16 protein-coding genes are annotated in these 16,942 nt (G+C 64.5%); 1 reads left to right on the plus strand and 15 read right to left on the minus strand.

Annotated elements, in window-relative coordinates; all coding sequences use genetic code 11:
• Positions 1–46: 46 nt before the first annotated feature.
• Both ppk1 and hemB read right to left on the minus strand, forming a co-directional pair.
• Positions 47–2,239 carry a polyphosphate kinase 1 gene (gene ppk1 / locus ACGK9R_RS02250; protein ID WP_394577941.1) on the minus strand — a complete coding sequence of 731 codons (2,193 nt, stop codon included), beginning with the start codon at positions 2,237–2,239 and terminating at the stop codon, positions 47–49.
• A gap of 145 nt (positions 2,240–2,384) precedes the next feature.
• Positions 2,385–3,398 (minus strand): porphobilinogen synthase, encoded by a 1,014-nt coding sequence (gene hemB / locus ACGK9R_RS02255; RefSeq protein ID WP_394577942.1) that lies wholly within the window; start codon positions 3,396–3,398, stop codon positions 2,385–2,387.
• Positions 3,399–3,563: 165 nt separating this feature from the next.
• Here hemB and elbB point away from each other — a divergent pair, with 165 nt between their 5' ends.
• Entirely contained in the window at positions 3,564–4,235 is a 672-nt protein-coding gene (gene elbB, locus ACGK9R_RS02260; protein ID WP_394577943.1) for an isoprenoid biosynthesis glyoxalase ElbB, read from the plus strand.
• An 81-nt stretch (positions 4,236–4,316) separates the two neighbouring features.
• Here the strand turns inward: elbB and tatC are convergent, their stop codons facing one another.
• The 13 genes from tatC to ACGK9R_RS02325 form a co-directional block, all read right to left on the minus strand.
• Positions 4,317–5,114, minus strand: a complete 798-nt coding sequence (gene tatC / locus ACGK9R_RS02265) for a twin-arginine translocase subunit TatC (RefSeq protein ID WP_394577944.1) — start codon at positions 5,112–5,114, stop codon at positions 4,317–4,319.
• Positions 5,111–5,524, minus strand: a complete 414-nt coding sequence (tatB, locus tag ACGK9R_RS02270) for a Sec-independent protein translocase protein TatB (RefSeq protein WP_394577945.1) — start codon at positions 5,522–5,524, stop codon at positions 5,111–5,113. The genes tatC and tatB overlap by 4 nt, the downstream gene beginning before the upstream one ends.
• Before the next feature lie 3 nt (positions 5,525–5,527).
• Positions 5,528–5,791, minus strand: a complete 264-nt coding sequence (gene tatA, locus ACGK9R_RS02275; protein ID WP_394577946.1) for a Sec-independent protein translocase subunit TatA — start codon at positions 5,789–5,791, stop codon at positions 5,528–5,530.
• A gap of 52 nt (positions 5,792–5,843) precedes the next feature.
• Entirely contained in the window at positions 5,844–6,200 is a 357-nt protein-coding gene (locus ACGK9R_RS02280) for a phosphoribosyl-ATP diphosphatase (RefSeq protein ID WP_394577947.1), read from the minus strand.
• A 76-nt stretch (positions 6,201–6,276) separates the two neighbouring features.
• On the minus strand, positions 6,277–7,899 hold the full coding sequence (ubiB, locus tag ACGK9R_RS02285) for a ubiquinone biosynthesis regulatory protein kinase UbiB (protein ID WP_394577948.1): 1,623 nt from the start codon (positions 7,897–7,899) through the stop codon (positions 6,277–6,279).
• A complete protein-coding gene (locus ACGK9R_RS02290; protein ID WP_394577949.1) occupies positions 7,896–8,567 on the minus strand; it encodes an SCP2 domain-containing protein in 672 nt (223 codons plus the stop codon). Before ACGK9R_RS02290 ends, ubiB begins: the two co-directional genes overlap by 4 nt.
• A 61-nt stretch (positions 8,568–8,628) precedes the next feature.
• A complete protein-coding gene (ubiE, locus tag ACGK9R_RS02295) occupies positions 8,629–9,384 on the minus strand; it encodes a bifunctional demethylmenaquinone methyltransferase/2-methoxy-6-polyprenyl-1,4-benzoquinol methylase UbiE (RefSeq protein WP_394577950.1) in 756 nt (251 codons plus the stop codon).
• Between the two features lie 129 nt (positions 9,385–9,513).
• On the minus strand, positions 9,514–9,897 hold the full coding sequence (locus tag ACGK9R_RS02300; protein WP_394577951.1) for a gamma-butyrobetaine hydroxylase-like domain-containing protein: 384 nt from the start codon (positions 9,895–9,897) through the stop codon (positions 9,514–9,516).
• A 106-nt stretch (positions 9,898–10,003) separates the two neighbouring features.
• Positions 10,004–11,326 (minus strand): ATP-dependent protease ATPase subunit HslU, encoded by a 1,323-nt coding sequence (gene hslU, locus ACGK9R_RS02305; RefSeq protein WP_394577952.1) that lies wholly within the window; start codon positions 11,324–11,326, stop codon positions 10,004–10,006.
• Between the two features lie 10 nt (positions 11,327–11,336).
• A complete protein-coding gene (hslV, locus tag ACGK9R_RS02310; RefSeq protein WP_252106241.1) occupies positions 11,337–11,870 on the minus strand; it encodes an ATP-dependent protease subunit HslV in 534 nt (177 codons plus the stop codon).
• A 188-nt stretch (positions 11,871–12,058) separates the two neighbouring features.
• Positions 12,059–12,793: an SPOR domain-containing protein gene (locus ACGK9R_RS02315; RefSeq protein ID WP_394577953.1), complete on the minus strand. Its 735-nt coding sequence runs from the start codon at positions 12,791–12,793 to the stop codon at positions 12,059–12,061.
• Between the two features lie 3 nt (positions 12,794–12,796).
• Complete coding sequence (gene argS, locus ACGK9R_RS02320; protein ID WP_394577954.1) at positions 12,797–14,482, minus strand: arginine--tRNA ligase; 1,686 nt, start codon at positions 14,480–14,482, stop codon at positions 12,797–12,799.
• Between the two features lie 154 nt (positions 14,483–14,636).
• Complete coding sequence (locus ACGK9R_RS02325) at positions 14,637–16,892, minus strand: primosomal protein N' (protein ID WP_394577955.1); 2,256 nt, start codon at positions 16,890–16,892, stop codon at positions 14,637–14,639.
• Positions 16,893–16,942: the final 50 nt, after the last annotated feature.

Below are 16,942 nucleotides of genomic sequence, written 5' to 3' on the forward strand. Positions count from 1 at the left end.
CGCGTCCTGATACACCTCACTCCTCACACTTCACCCCTCACACGGATTAGCTTTTCGACGCGTAGGCATAAAGCAGCGTTTCCTGAGCGCTGATGGCGTCGCTCGTGCCCGGGCTTTGAAGACGGTAGCTGCCGTCGCTTTCCAGCAGCCAGCTCTGGCAATTGTCCACCAGATAGGTCTCGAGATCCTTGCGCACCCGGTTGGCGAGTTTCTTGTCCTTGAGCAGAAAGCCGGTTTCGACCCGGTGAAACATGTTGCGCGGCATGAAGTCCGCGCTCGAGCACCAGGTTTCCGGCTTGCCGGCGTTGTGGAAGTAGAATACCCGCGTGTGTTCGAGAAAGCGCCCGATGATCGAGCGTACGCGAATGTTCTCCGACACACCCTTCACGCCCGGGCGCAGGCAGCACATGCCGCGAATGATCAAATCGCACTCCACGCCCGCTTGCGATGCGCGGTAGAGTGCTCTGATCAGTTTGGGCTCGGTGAGCGAGTTGCACTTGATGATGATGTGACCACGCTTGCCCTTGGCGGCGAACTGGGCTTCCCGGTCGATCATCTCGACCAGTCGCGCATGGAGGGTGAACGGCGCGTGCAGGAGCGTATCGATCTTGCGCGTCTGACCCATGCCCGAGAGCTGCTGGAACACCCGGTGGACATCGGCGCACAGCGCCTGGTTGGCGGTCAACAGGCTGTAGTCGGTATAGAGCCTGGCGGTTCTGGCGTGGTAGTTGCCGGTACCCAGGTGGGCATAGTGGCGCAGCTCATTGGCTTCGCGGCGCACGATATGAATCATCTTGGCGTGGGTCTTGTAGGCCATGATGCCGTAGATCACGATGGCGCCGGCCTCCTGCAGGCGCGAGGCGAGCTGGATGTTATCCGCCTCGTCGAAGCGCGCGCGCAGTTCGATCACCACGGTCACTTCCTTGCCCTGGCTTGCCGCCTCGACCAGGGCGCTGACGATCGAGGAGTCCGCGCCGGTGCGGTAGAGCGTCTGTTTGATCGCCAGCACCGACGGGTCGCGCGCCGCCTCGCGCAGCAGATCCTCGATCGGTGAAAACGCCTGGAAGGGGTGGTGAAGCAGAATGTCCTGCTTTGCGATCGCGCTGAACAGGCTTCCTTCCTTGAGCGCCCTGGGCACGCTCGGGGTGAACGGGCGATAGGCAAGCTCCGGGCGGTCGACACCGTCGAGCACCGACATCATGCGGGTCAGGTTCACCGGCCCTTCGACGCGGTACAGATCCTGCTCGCCGAGATCGAACTGGCGCAGCAGAAAATTGGTCAGCCTCTCGGGGCAGTTGTCGGCCACCTCCAGGCGCACGCCGCTGCCGTAGCGCCTGGCCAGGAGTTCACCCTTGAGCGCCGAGGCGAGATCCGACACCTCATCCGGGTCGACGCTCAAATCCGCGTTGCGCGTCAAACGGAACTGATAGCAGCCGAGCACGCGCATGCCGGGAAAGAGCTCCTCGGCGTGGGCATGAATCATCGACGATAGAAACACGTACTCGGAGAAGCCTTCGGCGCAAAGCTCACGCGGCAGTACGATCAGCCGCGGCAGCGAGCGCGGCGCCGGCAGAATCGCCATGCCGCCGGCACGGCCGAAGGCATCCTTGCCCTCGAGCTCGACGATGAAGTTGAGGCTCTTGTTGACCAGCCGCGGGAAGGGGTGCGATGGGTCGAGCCCAATGGGGCTGATGACCGGCATGATTTCGCGGTCGAAAAATTCCCGCACCCAGGCCCGCTGCCCGTCGCTCCACTGATCGCGCCGGCGAAAGCGCAGCCCCTGGGCTTCCAGTGCCGGCAGGAGCGTATCGTTGAGAATCTGGTACTGGCGGCGAATCTGGCGGTGGGCGATATCGGCGATTTCCCGCAGTACCTCCGCCGGCGGTCGGCCATCGGCGGAAAGCGCATTATCGTTGAGCGCGATCTGGTGCTTGAGCCCGGCCACGCGAATCTCGAAGAACTCGTCCATGTTGGAGGAGAAGATCAGCAGAAACATCAGCCGGTTCAACAGCGGGTGGGCGTCGTCCAGCGCTTGTTCGAGCACCCGGATGTTGAACTGCAGGTGCGAAAGCTCGCGGTTGAAGTAGAGCGCCGGGTCGTCCAGGTCGGTCTGCTCGAGAGACTCCTTGGCCTGAACGCCGGTGGGGGTGCGGTTGATGCGAAGCGGCAGTGCTTCGCTTTCGCTGTTCGACCCATCAAAGCCTTGAAGCGGTGTCGAGTCCGACGTTTGTATCTCCATGAGTCCCCCCGGCAGAGTGGTCGCGCGCCCAAGGCGCCTACTTGAAAGTTAGTGCGTCGCTACCGATTCTGCCGGTTGAATGTGACGGTTCCGTGTCACGCTTATCAAACGTCAAGATTTTCCTATTTTTATCAAGCGGATCGGCTCACCGCGCGCGGTTCAGGCGGCGAGCCGCCTCGAGGGCGAAGTAGGTGAGAATGCCGTCGGCGCCGGCGCGCTTGAAGCACATCAGGGATTCCAGAATGACCGCGTCGGGGTCGAGCCAGCCGTTATCGAAGGCGGCGCGGTGCATGGCGTACTCGCCGCTCACCTGGTAGGCGAAGGTGGGCACGCCAAGCTCGCTCTTGACCCGGCGCACTACGTCAAGATACGGCATACCGGGCTTGACCATCACCATATCGGCGCCCTCGGAAATGTCGAGCGCCACCTCGTGAATCGCTTCATCGGTGTTGGCCGGGTCCATCTGGTAGGTGCGTTTGTCCGCCTTACCCAGGTTGCCTGCCGAGCCCACCGCATCGCGAAACGGGCCGTAGTAGGCGGAAGCGTACTTGGCGCTGTAGGCCATGATACGCACGTTGTGCAGGTTGTCCTGCTCCAGCACCCGGCGGATGGCGCCGATACGCCCATCCATCATGTCGGAAGGCGCGAGCACGTCGGCGCCGGCTTCGGCGTGGGAGAGCGCCTGCTTGAGCAGCGTATCCACGGTGCGGTCGTTTTGCACGTAGCCGTGCTCGTCGAGAATGCCGTCCTGGCCGTGGCTGGTGTAGGGGTCGAGTGCGACGTCGGTGATGATGCCGAGCTCCGGCAGCGCCGCCTTGAGCGCGCGTACGCTGCGCTGGATCAGCCCGCCCGCGCTGTAGGCCTCCTCGGCGAACTCGCTTTTATGCTCGGCGCCGACCACCGGGAATAGCGCCAGCGCCGGAATTCCGAGTTCATATGCTTCGCGCGCCTGCTCGATGAGAAGATCGATGGAGAGGCGCTCGACGCCGGGCATGGAGTCCACCGCCTCGCGCTGATTGTCGCCTTCGAGCACGAACACCGGCAGGATCAGATCCGACGGCGTCAGGGTCGACTCCTGCATCAAACGGCGCGAAAAGTCGTCACGGCGCATGCGGCGCATACGGGTGGCGGGAAACTGGCGAGGGGTTGAGCTGCTCAATGGAAATCTCCGCTAAGTGCTGACAAGAACTGCCGCTTTGGCCTGAGTATATCAGCCATGCTCTACGGCGAAAGCCGCCTTGTGAAGGCCCGTGAGAGTGACTAGAGTGTCGATTCCACCGGGCCGCTCGCCGTCGCGGCATGGATATCATCAAGGGAGACAGGCATGGGCAAAAAAGTAGCAGTGATTCTGGCCGGCTGCGGCGCTTATGATGGAACGGAGATTTACGAGGCCACGCTCACGCTCTTGCGTCTTGACCAGCTCGGCATCGAGTACCGCGCCTTCGCGCCGGACATCGATCAGCACCACGTCATCAACCACCTGAGCCAGGAGATTGAGGAGGGCGAGACGCGCAATGTGCTCAAGGAGGCGGCGCGGCTGATGCGCGGCGAGGTTCAGGACATCGCCGAGCTCGACGCCGATGCCTTCGATGCGGTGATCGTGCCCGGCGGCTTTGGCGTGGCCAAAAACCTTTGTGACTTCGCCGAGCAGGGCGATGCCATGAGCGTGCTCGAAAGCCTCAAGGCGCCGCTGGCCGCCTTCAAGGAGGATGCCAAGCCGATCGGTTTGATGTGCATCGCGCCGGTGCTGGTGCCGAAGCTCTTAAGCGACGGCATTTCGGTGACCATCGGGCGTGACCCGGGTGTGGCCGGTGCGATCAGCGCCATGGGCGGGCTGCACAAGAGCTGCGACGTCGACGATATCGTCGTCGATCTCGAGCACAAGGTAGTCACCACACCCGCCTATATGCAGGCCAAACGCATCAGCGAAGCCGCCACCGGTATCTTCAAGCTGGTCGAGCGGATCAGCGAGATGATCGATCAGACCAGCAAGTAGCGATCCCCCCCGCGCCTGCCAACAAAAACGCCTCTGCACGTTCGACGTGCAGAGGCGTATTCGTTCGTGGAGAAGTCGCCGTTATTCGCCGCTCTCCTCGGCCTCGGCGCGAATCCGGCGCCGACGCACCAGCCGGCCGAACAGCAGGCCGACCTCGTAGAGCAGGTACATCGGAATGGCCAGCAGGCTTTGCGAGATGATGTCCGGCGGGGTGAGCAGCATACCGATCACGAAGCACCCTAGAATGATGTAAGGGCGCTTTTGCGACAGGCTCTGCACCGTGGTGGCGCCGGAGAGAATCAGCAGAAACGTCGCGATCGGAATCTCGAAGGCCACACCGAAGGCGAAGAAGAGCTTCAGCACGAAGTTCAGATACTGATTGATATCGGTCATCACCGCCACGTTCTCCGGCCCGGTCTGAGTGAAGAACTCGAACAACAGCGGAAAGACCACGTAGTAGGCGAAGGCCGCGCCGGTGTAAAAAAGCGCCACGCTCGAGACCAGAATCGGGATCGCCAGCGCCTTCTCGTTATCGTAGAGCCCGGGGGCGACGAAGGCCCAGGCCTGGTGCAGCACGAAAGGAATCGCCAGAAACACCGCCACGACCAGCGTCAGCTTGAACGGCGCCAGAAAGGGCGAGGCCACTTCGGTCGCGATCATCTGCGAGCCTTCGGGCAACAGCGCGATCAAGGGCTCGGCGACGAAGCTGTAGATGTCGTTGGCAAAGGCGTAGAGCGCCAGAAACATCAAAAGCACCACCGCCACCGCCTTGATCAGCCGCGAACGCAGCTCGATCAAATGCTCGATCAGCGGTGCCTGGCTCAGATCCTCGCGCGAATTGGGGTCACGTGAATCGGGGGAGTCGCCGGTGTTGCTCATGGCTGATGGCTGTCCTTATGGGAATCGTCCTCGGGTCGCGGCTTGTCGGCCACCGGTTCGTGCACCTCCTCGAGCGCATCGTCGAGTGTGGCACTCGCCCGGGCGGCGCGCTTTTCGGTATCGCCTGGGGCGGTTTTTGCGCCCGACGAGCTCGAAGCGATGCTCTCCACCTCGCGTTTGGCCTGCCTCAGGCTCTCGTCGAGCTTCTTTTGCTGGTCGCTGATCTTCTGGCGCAACTCCTCGGCTTCGAGCTGAGCGGTAATTTCACGCTGCATGCCGGATACCGTTCGCTTGATCTTGCCAATCCACATGCCGGTGGTGCGCGCCGCTTTAGGCAGCCGCTCGGGGCCGAGCACCAAAAGCCCGACGATGGCGATGAGCATGAGTTCGAGAAAGCCGATATCCAGCATGGGTTAGTGACGCTCTTCTTTATGCTGCTCGGCCTTGCGCTTCTCTTCGGCTTGAACGTCGTAGGTGTTGCCCGGCTCTTCGTGGGCAACGCGCGCGGCCTCGTCGCTCTTCTCTTTCTCTTTTTCCTCTTCGCTCATCGCGCTTTTGAAACCCTTCACCGCGCCGCCAAGGTCGGTGCCGACGTTGCGCAGTTTCTTGGTGCCGAAAATCAGGATGATGATGCCCAATACAATCAAGAGCTGCCAGATACTGATGCCACCTAACATAGTCGTTTCCTCATTAAGACGGGCGTTGTTCGGGTAAAAGGGTAGGGCGTGGTTAGCGGGACGCTTTTTCGTCGTGGCCCGAGACCCCGAAGCGGCGCGAAAGCTCGTCGAGCACGAGCCGGTGGTCGAGATCCAGGTGCGACAGCATGACCAGGCTATGAAACCATAGATCCGCGGTTTCAGCGACCAGTGCCTGGCGGTGCTTCTCGTCGCACAGCTTGCCGTCGCGCTCTGCATCCTTGGCGGCCAGCACGGTTTCGACGGCTTCCTCGCCCACTTTCTCGAGTATCTTGTTTAGCCCCTTGTGATGCAAGGAGGCAACGTAGGAGGTTTCGGGGTCGGCGTGGCGGCGCTCTGCGAGCACGCAGGCCAACTGATCGAGAACGGGCGAGGACGTGGCGGAACTCATCGGCATCCTTGGTAATGTAACGGGCAGGGAGCGTCTGCATAGTTTAGCACGCGCAGCGCGCCTGCCATAAAGGAGGTTACTGCCATAAAAGCAGCAAAAGGCCGGCGGCGGCAGCGGCCAGCACCTGCCAGGACTGGGTTTGCGCCCACTCGCTCAAGGGTTGCCAGGCGAGTGCAATCGCCAGTAGCGCAATGCCGATACGCAGGCGGTGGTGGCGCTTTTTCTGCTCGTTGAATTTCTTGTCGAGCTGGGTAATGGCATTGGCCTGCTGGTGGCGCTGGCGGTGCTCCTGCTCCATGCGTGAAAGCGCCTGATGGGCCAGCACGGGCAGTTCCGGTAGCTGGTGGGAGAGCTCCGGCGCCTGGCGCTTGAGCGACTCCCACAGCCCGCCTACGCCTGCGCGCTCTTTCATCCACTGCTCGAGATACGGCTTGGCGGTGCTCCACAGATCGAGCTCCGGGTAGAGCTGGCGGCCAAGGCCCTCGATGTTCAAGAGCGTCTTTTGCAACAGCACCAGCTGCGGCTGCACTTCCATGTTGAAGCGCCGGGCGGTCTGGAAAAGCCCCAAAAGCACCTGGCCGAAGGAGATATCCTTGAGCGGCTTTTCCAGAATCGGCTCGCACACCGTGCGAATGGCGGCGGCGAACTCGTTGGCGCGGGTGTTCTCGCCCACCCAGCCGGACTCGATGTGAAGCGCGGCCACTTCGTAATAATCCTGATGGAAGAACGCCAGCAGGTTGCGCGCCAGGTAGTCCTGATCCTCCCGGGTGAGACTGCCGACGATCCCGCAGTCGATGGCGATGTACTGCGGGTCTTCGGGGTTGTCGCAGTTGACGAAGATATTGCCCGGGTGCATATCGGCGTGAAAGAAGTTGTCGCGAAACACCTGGGTGAAGAAGAGCTCGACGCCGCGTTCGGCGAGCTTCTTGAGATTGACGCCCTTGGCTATCAGCGTGTCGAGATCCGCTACCGGCACACCGCGAATGCGCTCCTGCACCATGACGTGGCGCCGGGTGTAGGGCCAGTAGATGGTGGGTACGAATAGAAGCGCCGAGTCCTTGAAGTTGCGCTTGAGCTGGGAGGTGTTGGCGGCCTCCTTGTAGAGATCCAGCTCGTCGAACAGCGTCGACTCGTAGTCGCGGATCACCTCGACCGGGCGCAGTCGCCGCGCCTCGGGAATGCGCGCCACCAGCTTGGCGACGCGGTACATCAGCGCCATGTCCTGGCGCATGATGGCGTCGATGCCGGGGCGGATGATCTTGACCACCGTCTCCTCGCCGCTGTGAAGCGTGGCGGCGTGGACCTGGGCGATGGAGGCGGAGGCCAGCGGCACTCGGTCGAACTGGGCGAAGCCCTCTTCGAGGGACATTTCGAGCTCACGCTCGACCCGCGCGACGGCGAGATCGCCCGGAAACGGCGGCACCTGGTCCTGGAGCCTTCTGAGCTCGTCGGAAATGTCGTCCGGCAGCAGATCGCGGCGGGTCGAGAGCATCTGGCCGAACTTGATGAAGATCGGCCCAAGCGACTCCAGCGCCAGGCGCAGGCGCTCGGCGCGCGAGCGCTTACCCACCGGAATTAGCCGCAGCGGCATAAACCACATCAAAATACGCAGCCAAAGCGGCAAGCGCTCGAGCGGAATCATCGTGTCGAGCCGGTGGCGCGCGACGACCCAGAGGATCTTGAACAGCCGCAGGCTCATGAGCACGGCTCCTCCAGGCGCGTGTGGAGCTCGCGGTTCAGGCGCTGATCGAGCCGCCGGGAAAGGCGATCAAGGCGCGCCTCGAGGCGATCGGTAGCCATGTCCAGGTCGGTCAGGGCGTCGCGCAGCACGTCGCGCTGGGCGCGGCCCGGCAGCATCCGCGCCTCCTCGAAGACGTACTCGGAAAGATCCTGAAGCAGTTCCTCTTTCGCCCGCAGCCCGAAGCGGCTCAGGCGGCGAACGCCTTCCGCCAGCGAGTGGGCGGGCGTGGCGCCGATCCAGCCGGCAAGCTCGCCTTCCCAATCCAGGTCGAGATCGAAAAACAGATCCCGGGTCGCCTCCAGAAGGCCCAAGCGCCCGCGAACGGCGAGCTTGCCCTCGAACATCAGCCGCTCGAGCGAGGCGCCGCTGAGCCACTCGGAGAAGGTCTCCGGGGTCAGCTCGACGGTGGCATCCGCCTGGGCTTCGTCGATGTCGTCGCCGGGCAGCAGATCGACACCGGCTTCGTGGTAGGCGAGCACCAGCGCCAGGTGCGGCTGTTCGAGACGAATCAGCAATCGGCTGCCCGCAAGCGCGGCCAGCCGGTTGGACGCGGCCGGGTCGCGGGCGAGCAGGGCGTTCAACGCTCGTTCAAGGCCTGCCAGCAGCAGCGGCGGGGTCAGTCGCATGCGTGCCTCGTTCGTTGCTTGGCGTGTAGCGGCGCCCGCCGGGCGCTCAAGGCGGAAAACGTCATAGCTTGATGCCGCGGTGTAGCGCGACGATCCCGCCGGTGAGGTTGGTGTACTCCACCCGCTCGAGCCCTGCGTTCTCCATCATCGCCAGCAGTGTGGGCTGGTCCGGATGCATGCGGATCGACTCGGCGAGATAGCGGTAGCTCTCGCCGTCCTTCGCCACCAGCTCGCCGATCTTCGGCAGAAAGCGGAAGGAGTATTCGTCGTAGGCCTTGCTCAGAAGCGGGTTGCCGGGCTTGGAGAATTCCAGTACCAGAAGGCGCCCGCCGGGCTTGAGAACGCGGGCCATCGAGCGCAGCGCGGCGTCCTTGTCGGTAACGTTGCGCAGGCCAAAGGCGATGGTGATGCAGTCGAAGTGATTGTCCGGAAAGGGCAGCGCCTCGGCGTTGGCCTGAACGTACTCGACGTTGCCGCCCACGCCGTTGTCGATCAGCTTGTCGCGGCCGACATTGAGCATCGAGGCGTTGATATCGGCCAGCACCACCTTGCCTCGCGGGCCGACCAGGCGCGAGAACTTGAGCGTCAGGTCGCCGGTGCCGCCAGCGATGTCCAGCACGCGATGGCCCGGGCGCACGCCGGCGCGCTCGATGGTCAGGCGCTTCCACACCCGATGAATGCCAAACGACATCAGATCGTTCATGACGTCGTAACGCGCGGCCACCGAGTGGAAGACATCCGCCACCCGCGAGGCTTTCTCGTCGAGCGGTACTTCCTGGTAACCGAAATGGGTGGTGCGCTTTTCCGTGGGGCTCATGAGGCGACGGGCTCCCGAGTTCGAGGCGAAGATCGATGGTCGGCTGACCACCGTGTAATCAGGTTGGCTGTATTGTAGCCTTCTCGCGCCGGGTTTGTCTGCGCCGGGCGTTCGCGCACCGAGCCTGCGTCAAAGCTCCTTGAACTGGATGCCCATCGGCTCGCGCGAGGCGCCGGCGGCCTTGAGCTCGTCGAGATACTCCGCCCAGTAGGCATCCTGGTGCTTGGCGATCTTGTAGAGGTAGTCGTAGCTGTAGAGGCCGCTGTCGTGGCCGTCGTCGAAGTGCAGCTTGAGCGCGTAGTGGCCGACCTGGCTGATATCGAGAAGGCCCACGTCACGCTTGCCGGTCTGCAGCACCGCGGTGTCGGCGCCGTGGCCGCGCACCTCTGCCGACGGCGAATAGACGCGCAAAAGCTCGATCGGCACGCGGTAGTGAAGATCGCCCGGGTAGGTCAGCTCCAGCAGGCGGTTTTTCTTGTGGTAGTGCACGTGGGTGGGAATCGGGCTGTCCATGAGGCTCTCCTTGAGCGAGCGATGAATGGACGACAGGCGGGTGCGAGCACCCGCCTGCAAGGCGTGGACCATCGTTTTGAGGCTTCAGCCTACATAATGCTTCAGCCTACAGAATATAGCGCGACAGATCCTCGTCCACGGCGAGCTCGCCGAGCTGGGCATTGACGTAATCGGCGTCGACCACCAGCGGGCTATCCATATCGCCGCCCTTAAAGGAGGCCTCTTCCAGCAGACGCTCCATCACGGTGTGCAGCCTCCGCGCACCGATGTTCTCGGTGCCTTCGTTGACCTGCCAGGAGATCTCGGCGATGCGCTCGATGCCGTCCGGGGTGAACTCGACGTCGAGCCCTTCGGTGGCGAGCAGCGCCTGGTACTGCTTGGTCAGTGAGGCCGACGGCTCGGTCAGAATGCGCTTGAAGTCGTGGGGGGTGAGCGCATCGAGCTCGACGCGGATCGGCAGGCGGCCCTGAAGCTCCGGAATCAGATCCGACGGCCGCGAGAGATGGAAGGCGCCCGAGGCGATGAACAGGATGTGATCGGTCTTGACCATGCCGTACTTGGTCGAGACGGTGGAGCCTTCGATCAGCGGCAGCAGGTCGCGCTGCACGCCTTCGCGGGAGACTTCGCCGCCGCTCGATTGACCGCTGCCCTTGGCGACCTTGTCGATCTCATCCAGAAACACGATGCCGTGCTGCTCGACCGCCTCGACGGCGCGGGCCTTGATCTCTTCCTCGTTGACGAGCTTGCCGGCCTCCTCGTCGCGCAGCAGCACCAGCGCTTCCTTGACCGTGACGCGGCGGTTTTCGCGCTTTTGCTGGCCCATGTTGGAAAACAGGCTCTGCAGCTGATTGGTCATCTCCTCCATGCCCGGCGGGGTCATGATGTCCACGCCCTGGCCCTGGGAGGTGACTTCGATGTCGATCTCCTTGTCGTCGAGCTGGCCCTCGCGGAGCTTCTTGCGAAACGACTGGCGGGTGGCGTTCTCCTCGCGCGGCTTGTCCTCCTGGCCGCGGGGCGGCGGCAGCAACGCGTCGAGCACACGGTCCTCGGCGGCGTCCTCGGCGCGGTGGCCGACCTCTTCCTTGGCGTGCTCGCGCACCATCTTGATCGCCGCTTCCATCAAATCACGAATGATCGATTCGACGTCGCGGCCGACGTAACCCACCTCGGTGAATTTAGTCGCTTCCACCTTGATGAAGGGCGCGCGCGCCAGGCGCGCCAGGCGCCGTGCGATCTCGGTCTTGCCCACACCGGTCGGGCCGATCATCAGAATGTTCTTCGGCGTGACTTCCGGGCGCAGGTCGGTATCGAGCTGCATGCGACGCCAGCGGTTGCGCAGCGCAATGGCCACGGCGCGCTTGGCGTCCTTCTGGCCGATGATGTACTGATCGAGGGCGTGAACGATTTCGCGGGGAGTCATCTGGGTCATGAAAAAGGCCTCAACGGTCGTCGATGTTCAGCTCTTCGAGCGTGACGTGGTGGTTGGTGAATACGCAGATGTCGCCCGCGATTTGCAGGGATTTCTCGGTGATTTCCCGCGCGCCGAGCTCGGTGTTTTCCAGCAGTGCCCGGGCGCTGGCCTGGGCGAAGTTGCCGCCGGAGCCGATGGCGATGATGCCCCGCTCCGGCTCGACGACGTCGCCGTTACCGGTGATGATCAGCGAGGCGCTGTGATCCGCCACCGCCAGCAGTGCCTCGAGGCGGCGCAGCGCCCGGTCGGTGCGCCAGTCCTTGGCCAGCTCCACGGCGGCCTTGGTCAGGTGGCCCTGGTACTTTTCGAGCTGGGCCTCGAAGCGCTCGAACAGGGTGAAGGCGTCCGCGGTGCCGCCGGCAAAGCCTGCGAGTACCTTGCCCCGGTAGAGGCGGCGCACCTTGCTGGCATTGCCTTTCATCACGGTATTGCCAAGCGAGACCTGGCCGTCGCCGGCGAGGGCGACCTGGTTTCCGCGGCGTACGGATACGATCGTGGTCATGGAGATGGCTCCTTGAGGGAGCAAGGCTCCCGATGACGTGTCGGTCGCCAAGCGACCGCAACTGGGTTGAGCGCCGATGAACGGGCGCGTCGATGATACGAATGACAACAAAATGCGGGCGGTCGATGAAAAATCAACCGCCCGCAGGAGCGCTTTCGGGGTTTTATGGCCCGGCGCGGGCCGAAAGGTCAGTTCTGAAGCTGGATCAGCAGCGGCTCGATGCCCTGGGTCGCCATCAGGTCCTGGGCGCGGCTGAGCTCGCGGGGGTCTTCGTAAGGCCCGACCTGCACGCGGTGCCAGATGTCACCGCTGGCCTGCACTTCGGTGATCTGGGCCAGAAGGCTCAAGTTGCGCAGTCGCGAGCGCAGCTGCTCGGCGTCAGAAAGCTCCTTGAACGACGCCGCTTGGAGCATGTAGCGGTTGGGCGCCGCTGCCGGCTCGGGCGCGGCGGCCTGGGGCGTCTGCTCCTCCTGGCGAGTGTTGGCGGCGATCACCTGGGCGATCTGGTCGTCGCCGGAAGCGCCGTTGGTCGCCCCTTCGCTATCGCTTGCCGGGGTGTCGGCCACTTCCGGGCGGTTGACCGTTGAGGGCAGCGCTCCACCCGGGGCGATGACCTCGGTTTCCGGCAGCAGGGTGTAGAACTCGAAGGTCGGCATCGAGGGCTCAGCGCTGCCTTCGCTCTGGCGCGCGGCGCTGCGCTCGTCGCTACCCGGGGGCTTGGGCAGCACCGTGGCCTGGGGGGCGTCGTTCTGCTCCTGCCAGGGCGCGGTGCCGTGCTGGTGCTGGGCGAGAAAGAACCCGACCGCCACACCTGCCAGCGCCCAGAGCCAGCCGGGCAGGCGAAAGCCCGACCCTTCTGCCTTGGGCGCCCGGCGTTGGCTGGTCGCGCCGCGCCGGGTGGGCCGTTTGCGCGCTTTGGCCATGGCTTACATCTCCTCCGGGGCGCTGACCCCCATCAAGTCGAGGCCGTTGCGCAGCACCTGGCGGGTGGCCAGGCCCAGCGCCAAACGCGCGTTTCTCAGCGCGTCGTCGTCGACCATCACCTTGACCGCGTTGTAACAGGTGTGGAAATCACCGGCCAGATCCAGCAGGTACTGGGAGACCTGCTGCGGCTCCCGGGCGCGCGCGGCCTGCTCGACCACTTCCGGGTAGCGCGCCAGGCGGTTGAGCACCGCTTTCTCCTGGTCGCTGTCAAGGCTTGCCAGGTTAGCCATCGCCTGGTCGAAGTCGAAGGCGCGGGACTCGGTCTCGGCTTTTCTCAGCATGCTGCACACCCGGGCGTGGGCGTACTGAACGTAGTAGACCGGGTTGTCGTTGGACTGCGAGCGGGCAAGGTCGATGTCGAAGGTGAGCTGGGAATCGGCCCGACGCGCGGCGAGGAAAAAGCGCGTGGCATCGCGCCCCACTTCGTCGATCAGATCACGCAGGGTGACGTAGCTGCCGGCGCGCTTGGAGAGCTTCACCTCGACGCCGGAGCGGGTCACCATCACCATTTGATGCAGCACGTAGTCCGGGTAGCCCTGGGGGATGCCGGCCTCCAGCGCCTGCAGCCCGGCGCGTACGCGGGTCACGGTGGAGTGGTGGTCGGCGCCCTGCTCGTTGATCACGGTCTTGAAGCCGCGGTTCCACTTGTCGAGGTGATAGGCGACGTCCGGCAAAAAGTAGGTGTAGCCGCCATCACGCTTGCGCATCACCCGATCCTTGTCATCACCGAACTCGGTGGTGCGCAGCCACATCGCGCCATCTTCTTCATAGGTGTGGCCGTTGGCGACCAGCCGCTCGACGGTCTCCTCGACCTTGCCCTGCTCGTAGAGCGAGGACTCGAGAAAGTAGACGTCAAAGGCCACGCCGAAAGCCTTGAGGTCCAAATCCTGCTCCCGGCGAAGCCAGGCGACGGCGAAGTCGCGAATGGCGTCCAGGTCATCCGCATCGCCTTTGGCGGTGACTTCCCGGTCATCGGCGGTGACGGTCTTGCCGGCCAGATAGTCGCTTGCGACGTCAATGATGTAGTCGCCGCGGTAGCCGTCTTCCGGCCAGCTTGCGTCCTCCGGCCCCAGCCCCTTGGCGCGGGCCTGCACTGACAGGGCCAAATTCTGGATCTGGGCGCCGGCGTCGTTGTAGTAGAACTCCCGGGTGACATCGAAGCCTGTGGCTTCCAGCAGCCGGCACAGGCAGTCGCCGATCGCCGCCCCCCGGCCGTGGCCAACGTGCAAGGGGCCGGTCGGGTTGGCGGAGACGAACTCGACCTGCACCTTCTCACCCTTGCCCACGAGGCTTCGGCCAAAGGCGTCGCCGCAGTCGAGCACCTGGGCGATGATCTGCGCGGCGGCGTCCGTGGCGGCGAAGAAGTTGATGAAGCCCGGCCCTGCGATCTCGGTGTTGGCGATCGCGTCGCTTTCGGGCAGCGCTTCGAGGAGCTTCTCGGCGAGCTCGCGCGGCTTCATGCCGGCGGGCTTGGCCAGCATCAGCGCGAGGTTGGTGGCGTAGTCGCCGTGGGCCTTGTCCTTGGTAGGGTCGATCTTGATGGTCGGGGTCAAATCGCCCGGCAGCACGCCCTGGTGCTTCAGCGCTTCGATGGCGCTCTGGAGCAGGGAAGTGATCGTCTCTTTCATTTGAACATCCGAAATTTTGGGTGGCGGCGTGCGCGTTGTGAAAACTGGCGGCGATCGATGGGCGCCTGACGCGTCAAAACGGCCATTATCGGCAATTGGCGCCCACTTTCAAAGCCGTATCGCCCTTGATTGGCGTGCCGGGCGCTCGGGCGGGTCACGCGAGCGTCTGCGGGTCGATATCGATCGACCAGCGCACGCTGCGCGCCTCGCGGCTCGCCTCGAGCCACTGCACGATAAAATTGGCCGCCGCCTGGCGCTGGCTGCGCCGGTCGGCGGCGATCAGCACGTGAACGTGGTAGCGGTTCTGGCGCCGCTCCATCGGCGCCGGTACCGGGCCCAAACAGCGCGCGGCGACCCCAACGTTTGCCAGCCACTCCCTGAGCGCCTGGGCGGCGGCCTGGGCCAGCGCCATCGCGGCCTGCTCCTTGGGGCTCTCCAGACGCACCAGCGCCATGAAGCCGAACGGCGGCAGTTTGGCCAGCCTTCGCTCTTCGAGCAGATCGCGGGCAAGCGCCCCGTAGCCGTGCTCGGCGAGCTTGCCCAGGTGCGGGTCGTCCGGGTGCAGGGTCTGGACCAGCACCCGGCCCGGATGGGCAGCGCGCCCGGCGCGCCCGGCCACCTGTTCGAGCAGCTGGGCGCTGTGCTCGAGCGCGCGGAAGTCCGCGCTATAGAGCCCGCCGTCGGCGTTGATCACCACCACCAGGGTGACGTGGGGCAGGTGGTGGCCCTTGGCGAGCATCTGGGTGCCGACCAGAATGCAGGGCTCGCCGCGATGAACCTCCTTGAGCACCTGGTCGAAGCTATCCTTGCGCCGGGTGCTGTCGCGGTCGATGCGGTGGATCGTGGCGTCGGGAAAAAGCCCCGTGAGGGTCTCTTCGGTGCGCTCGGTACCCGAGCCGAGCGCGCGCAGATCGCCGCTGCCACACTCGGGGCAGGCGTCCGGTAGCGCTCGGCGGCTGTCGCAGTGGTGGCAGGCCAGAAGCGGCGGGTGGCGGTGCAGCGTCATGCGTGCATCGCACTGGCCGCAGTCCGCCATCCAGCCGCAGGCGTGGCAGGCAAGTCTCGGGGCGAAACCGCGCCGGTTGATGAACACCAGCGCCTGCTTACCGGCGGCCAGGGTCGACTCGATCGCCTTGATCGCCGATGGCAGAAGCCCCCCCTGGCGGCGCTGATGGCGAAGATCCGTAAGCTCCAATCTGGCCGGCGGATGGCGGCTCGGACGCTGGGTGAGGCGCAGGTGGCGATAATCGCCGGCAAGCGCCCGTGAAAGGCTCTCCAGCGACGGCGTGGCGCTGCCCAGTAGAAGCGGAATGCCGTGATAATGGGCGCGAGCCACGGCCAGATCGCGGGCGTGGTAGCGAAGCCCATCGTGCTGCTTGTAGGAGCCGTCGTGCTCCTCGTCGACGATGATCGCCCCGGGATTGGCAAGCGGGGTGAAGATCGCCGAACGGGTACCGATCACGATCAGCGCGCGCCCGTCGGCGGCGGCCTCCCAGGCATCCATGCGCTCGGCGTCGTTGAGCCCGGAGTGAAGCGCCACCACCGGCGCCTTGAAGCGACTGCGAAAGCGCGAAAGTGTCTGCGGCGTCAGGCCGATCTCCGGCACCAGTACCAGCGACTGCTTGCCTTTGGCGGCGAGCGCCTCGATCAGCTGAAGGTAGATTTCGGTCTTGCCACTACCGGTGACACCTTCGAGCAGGCACGGGTGGTAGCCCTCCAGGTTCTCGTGCAGCGCGGCAAGCGCCGCGGCCTGCTCGCGGTTGAGCGGCAGCGCCGGCGAGGCCAGCAGCCCGGCGCGCGGGTCGAAACGGCTGCCCGCCTGGCGGGCGACGTCGCGCGAGCTTGCGAGCCCCTTGCGCGAAAGCGCCATCAGCTGTTCCTTGGTGTAGCCGTGGGCGCTGATCGCCTGGGCCGGCAGGCCCTGAGCGTGCTGGCGCAAAAGCGCATAAAGCTCTGCCTGTTTGGGCGCGTTCTTGAGCGAATCCAGGCTCGCATCATTGATGGCCTGCCACTGGGTGAAGGTGCGCCCGGCCATCGGATAGCCCTGGCGAAGCCTGGCCGGCATGGCCAGTTGCATGGTGTCACCCAGGCCGTGCTGGTAGTAGCGCGCGGTGAAGTGGCATAGCCACTGCCAGTCCGCCGGCAGCGGCGCCTCATCGAGCACCTCCGCGATAGGCTTTAGCTTTTCCCGGGCCAGCGTGCTTCGTGGCAGCGTGCGAATGACCACGCCAACGACCTCCCGCCTGCCAAAGGGCACACGCACGCGGAGTCCCGGCTGCCAGCCACCGGCGGGCGTCTGGCGCCCGGGCAGGTAGTCGAAGAGCTGCCTGAGCGGCGAGGGCAGCGCCACCTGTAGCGCCCCCACGTGGGGAAGAGCCTCGGCGGGCGGTGAAGAAAAGGGCTCGGGCAATTGGCCTCCGACGTAAAAGATTGCTAGAATATGCGCCCGCTGTGCGTTTT

The organism is Halomonas sp. HNIBRBA4712 (assembly GCF_043558675.1).
Lineage (GTDB): Bacteria > Pseudomonadota > Gammaproteobacteria > Pseudomonadales > Halomonadaceae > Vreelandella.